The organism is Faecalicatena contorta, from assembly GCF_021531995.1.
In the GTDB taxonomy this organism is placed as follows: Bacteria; Bacillota; Clostridia; order Lachnospirales; family Lachnospiraceae; genus Dorea_A; species Dorea_A contorta_A.
In genome coordinates this window covers 1-4,807 of record NZ_JAFBIZ010000156.1, presented here as the reverse complement: position 1 = coordinate 4,807, position 4,807 = coordinate 1, and the positions used below count along the sequence as shown (strand labels likewise).

Sequence of the window (4,807 nt, the reverse complement as noted above, 5' to 3'; positions counted from 1 at the left end):
ATATATCGAGAGCTTCAAAATGTCATTTGAGATATAAGCTAATAGATATAATAATGATACAAAACTCACAAACCAGTCAGATAATGACTGGTTTTTCTTCTGTTTATCAGAATATAATGCTATAATATTTTCTTATTCCGATATTAGAAAAACTTGTTTGTAATTATTATAAAACAGAGATAAAATTTGTCATAGGGAATGCTGATAACAGAAGGAGGTGTAAAAAATGGAAAGAAAAAATATGTGGAAGCAGTATACAGATGCACAATATCTGGAAGTTGAGCAATTGAGTGAAAGGTATAAAGAATGTCTGAATGCCGGAAAGACAGAAAGAGAGTGTGTTGTACTTGGAATTGAGATGGCGAAAAAGGCAGGGTATCGTAATCTCAATGAATGTATAAAAGAAGATACTCATCTGAAAGCAGGAGATAAAGTATATGCCGAATGTATGGGAAAAGCACTCATTTTATTTCAGATGGGAACAGAACCGCTGGAGAATGGAATGAATATTCTGGGGGCGCATGTTGATTCTCCAAGACTGGATATTAAGCAGAATCCATTGTATGAAGACAGTGATATGGCATTTCTTGATACCCATTATTATGGTGGAATTAAGAAATATCAGTGGGTTACAATCCCGCTTGCGCTTCATGGAACAGTTGCAAAGAAAGACGGGTCAAGTGTGAATGTTGTTATCGGTGAAAACGAAAACGATCCTGTATTAGTAATCTCGGATCTTTTGATTCATATTGCCCAGGAGCAGATGGAGAAAAAAGCGAACATAGTGATCGAGGGTGAAAAGCTGGATGTTCTTGTCGGGACAAAGCCACTTACAGAGACAGAAGAAGATAACGATCTGGTAAAGGCATCCATTCTGAAGTATTTAAAAGACAATTATGATATGGAAGAAGAGGATTTTCTGTCTGCAGAGTTTGAAATCGTGCCTGCGGGGAAGGCAAGAGACTGTGGACTTGACAGAAGTATGATTATCGGATACGGGCAGGATGACAGAGTGTGTGCATTTACTTCAATCTTTGCAATGCTGGAAACAGAAAATCCGAAACGTACAAGTTGCTGTATTCTGGTTGACAAAGAGGAGATTGGAAGTGTTGGTGCGACAGGTATGCACTCCAGATTCTTTGAAGATACAGTGGCAGAGATCGCAGCCCTTTCTGGTGGTATGGAGGGATTAACCGTAAGACGTGCGATACATAATTCTTATATGCTGTCTTCTGATGTAAGCTCAGCATATGATCCACTTTATGCTGACGCATTTGAGAAGAAGAATACAGCATTTTTCGGCAGAGGTCTGGTTTTAAATAAATATACCGGAAGCCGTGGAAAGAATAATACCAATGATGCCAGTGCAGAGTATATAGCAAAGTTACGCAAGGTTATGGATGAGAATGAAGTAGGATTTCAGACAGCTGAGATGGGAAGAGTCGATCTTGGGGGAAGCGGAACCATCGCATATATTATGGCTAACTACGGTATGAATGTAATCGACAGTGGCGTGGCTGTATTGTCTATGCATGCGCCACACGAAGTAACAAGCAAATCTGATATCTATGAGGTATACAGAGGCTATAAAGCATTTTTAAAAGACATGAAATAATAAGGAAGAGAGGTTTTTAGTAACATGGAAACAAAGAAAAAAGGGTACCCGAAAGCGTTTTGGGCGTGCGCCTGCACAGAGATTTTCGAGCGTCTTTCCTATTATCTGGGACGTTCACTGATTTTGATCTTCGTAACAGCAACTGTAGCAACAGGAGGTCTGGGACTTTCTGATACAGTAGCAGCAAATATGCAGTCAAACCTGACAGCATTTTCTTACCTGCTTCCACTTTTGGGAGGAGTTGTCGTAGACAAATATATAGGTGCAAAATATACGACACCAATTGGTATGGTGATCGCAGGTGTCGGTTACTTCATGGGTTCCGTTGCAACCAGCAAAACAGGCGTATATCTGATGATCTTCTTTGTCAGCGCAGGGCTTGCTCTTTTCAAAAATGGACCGATTATCGGACGTGTTATTACAGATAAATCACAGATGGACTCTGCATTTTCTATCCGTTATTCTCTGGTAAATGTAGGCGCATTTATTGGAACATTTGCAGTTGGTATCTTATATAAAGACGTATTTGCAAAAGATGGTGTATTAGGTTTCGTTCCATGTTTCAGACTTGCAGCATTGATCATGGTATTGGGTGCACTCTGGTATGTATTTGTATGCTGGAGATTTTTAGGCGATACAGCAGCACTGCCATTCAAAAAGACTATGACTGCTGAAGAAATCGAAGCAGAAAAAGCAAGAAAAGCTTCTGAAAAAGAAGCAAAACAGCCAATGACAACTGTAGAAAAGAAGAGAATCGGTGCTATTGTTGTCGCATCTATCTTCTCAATTATTTTCTGGATTTTCTGGTATCTTGGATATCTGCCGGTATACTACTACTGGGCAGAAAATGCAAACTGGGCGATTGGAGGATACGAAGTACCGGCAACTTGGTTTGATGCAGCAAACTCTATGTTCTGTGTAATCTTAGGACCAGTTGTTGCTTCATTATGGAAGAAACTTGCAGCAAGACCACAGGGGGATATGAGTATTTTCAGAAAAACAGCCCTGGGTATCACAACAATCGGTTTAGGTTATCTTTTCTATATTCTTATGGATATTGTTCGTGGAGATGGAAAAGTCAGTGTAATCTGGCTTCTTGGATTTGCATTCCTTCTGACACTTGGTGAAATGTTCTTCTCACCACTGGGACATGCATTTATCAGTAAATATTCTCCAAGCCGTTATCTGGCAGTTATGATGTCAGTATGGGGATTTGCAACATTTATTGCTGCAAAATCTTATGGATACGTATACGGATTGTTATTTGGCGGTAATCTGGAATTCAGAGTTGGATGTGAAATCGTTGCAGGAATTGCATTAGTTTCTGCTGTCATCATGGTTGCCTTGGATAAGAAATTATCTGCATTGGTAGACTAATGAAACAGATGTACAGGATGCAGAAGCTTCCTGTACATCATTTTTAATAAATGAATTGGAGAGAGGTAAAATGAACATTCGTGAAAGACTTTCAAAGCTTCGTGAGCTGATGGCCGAAAAAGAAATTGATATGTATATTATTCCAACAGCTGATTTTCATCAGAGTGAATATGTAGGGGAATACTTTAAAGCGAGAAAATTCATGACCGGATTTTCCGGTTCTGCAGGAACTGCTGTTGTGACAAAAGAAAAAGCATATTTATGGACAGATGGAAGATATTTTATTCAGGCAGCAAAGCAGATTGAGGGAACAACTGTAGAGCTGATGAAGATGAGAGAGCCGGGTGTTCCGACAATTGAAGAATATCTGCGCGAGAACCTTCCGGAAAATGGAACGATCGGTTTTGACGGACGAGTGGTATCCATGGGTGAAGGAATGGAATATGAAAAGATTGTCGCAGAAAAAGGCGGGCAGATTGTATATGAATATGATCTGGTTGATACTTTTTGGGAAGAGCGTCCAAAAATGTCTGAAGAGCCGGCGTTTGCACTTGATATTCAATATGCAGGAGAGTCAACGAAAGACAAGCTTTCCAGGATCCGCGAGTTTATGAAAGCGCATGGAGCGACAGCTCATGTACTTACGACTCTGGATGATATATGCTGGACTTTAAATATGCGTGGAAATGATATTGATTTCTTCCCGATGGTTTTATGCTATGCCATGATTAAAATGGACGGCGTGGATCTCTATATAGATGAAAGAAAGCTCGGAACTGAGATGAAGGAGAGCTTTGCAAAAGACGGTATTTCCATTCATGCGTACAACGATATCTATGAAAATATGAAAAAAATTGCCGGTGAAGAAGTACTTCTTCTGGATGAAGCAAAGATTAATTATGCGATCTATAGAAATATTCCGGAAGAGGTAAAGACGGTAGAAGCACGTAATCCGGAGATCTTATTTAAGGCTGTTAAGAATGATGTTGAGATCGAAAATATCAGAAAAGCGCAGTTAAAAGACAGTGTAGCGCACATCAGATTCATGAAATGGCTGAAAGAAAATATAGGAAAAATCAGAATTACAGAGATGACTGCTTCTGAGAAACTGGATGAGTTCCGTATAGAGATGGGGAATTTTATCCGTCCAAGCTTTGAACCGATCTCTGCATATGGTGAGCATGCAGCACTCTGTCATTATACTTCTTCAGAGGAAACGGACGTAGAGCTGAAAGAAGGATCCGTATTCCTGACAGATACAGGAGCAGGCTTCTATGAAGGATCTACAGACGTAACAAGAACATATGCACTTGGAGAGATTCCTGCTGTTATGAAGGAGCACTTTACTCTGGTTGCAATCAGTAATCTTCAGCTTGCAAGTGCAAAATTCTTAAAAGGATGTAATGGAATGAATCTGGACATCCTCGCCAGAAAACCGTTCTGGGACAGAGGACTTAACTTTAATCACGGAACCGGCCATGGAGTCGGATATCTTCTGAATATCCATGAAGGACCGACCAACTTCCGCTGGCAGTACCGTGTGAAAGATACCCATCCGTTTGAGGAAGGAATTATACTGACAGATGAGCCGGGAATCTATTTTGAAGGATCCCACGGAGTTCGTCTTGAGAATGAGCTTCTTGTAAAAGCATGGAAGAAGAATGAATATGGTGAATTCCTGTGCTTTGTGATTATTCCGGGCGATTAGCCCATGCGCTGAAGCGCGTTCAGCGCATGGGTATCGCCGTTTAGCAAAGGCTGGTCGCAGTTCAGCCCAGGTCATCAAGCATGTGATAAATGCTGCCGCATATTAAC

The 4,807-nt window shown here is 40.5% G+C and carries 3 protein-coding genes; all 3 read left to right on the top strand.

Annotated features, from left to right (window positions below; genetic code table 11):
• Positions 1–226 precede the first annotated feature (226 nt).
• The gene (locus JQM82_RS14325) at positions 227–1,615 is read left to right on the top strand and encodes an aminopeptidase (RefSeq protein WP_235251077.1); all 1,389 of its coding nucleotides are present in this window, start codon (positions 227–229) and stop codon (positions 1,613–1,615) included.
• 24 nt (positions 1,616–1,639) lie between these two features.
• Positions 1,640–2,992: a peptide MFS transporter gene (locus JQM82_RS14320; RefSeq protein WP_235251076.1), complete on the top strand. Its 1,353-nt coding sequence runs from the start codon at positions 1,640–1,642 to the stop codon at positions 2,990–2,992.
• A gap of 70 nt (positions 2,993–3,062) precedes the next feature.
• Positions 3,063–4,700 (top strand): aminopeptidase P family N-terminal domain-containing protein, encoded by a 1,638-nt coding sequence (locus tag JQM82_RS14315; RefSeq protein WP_235251075.1) that lies wholly within the window; start codon positions 3,063–3,065, stop codon positions 4,698–4,700.
• Positions 4,701–4,807 lie beyond the last annotated feature (107 nt).

What these genes read in the sequence shown, in the direction of transcription:
- JQM82_RS14325 (WP_235251077.1), top strand. Translation starts at nt 227, where the DNA reads ATGGAAAGAAAAAATATGTGGAAGCAGTATACAGATGCACAATATCTG.
- JQM82_RS14320 (WP_235251076.1), top strand. Translation starts at nt 1,640, where the DNA reads ATGGAAACAAAGAAAAAAGGGTACCCGAAAGCGTTTTGGGCGTGCGCC.
- JQM82_RS14315 (WP_235251075.1), top strand. Translation starts at nt 3,063, where the DNA reads ATGAACATTCGTGAAAGACTTTCAAAGCTTCGTGAGCTGATGGCCGAA.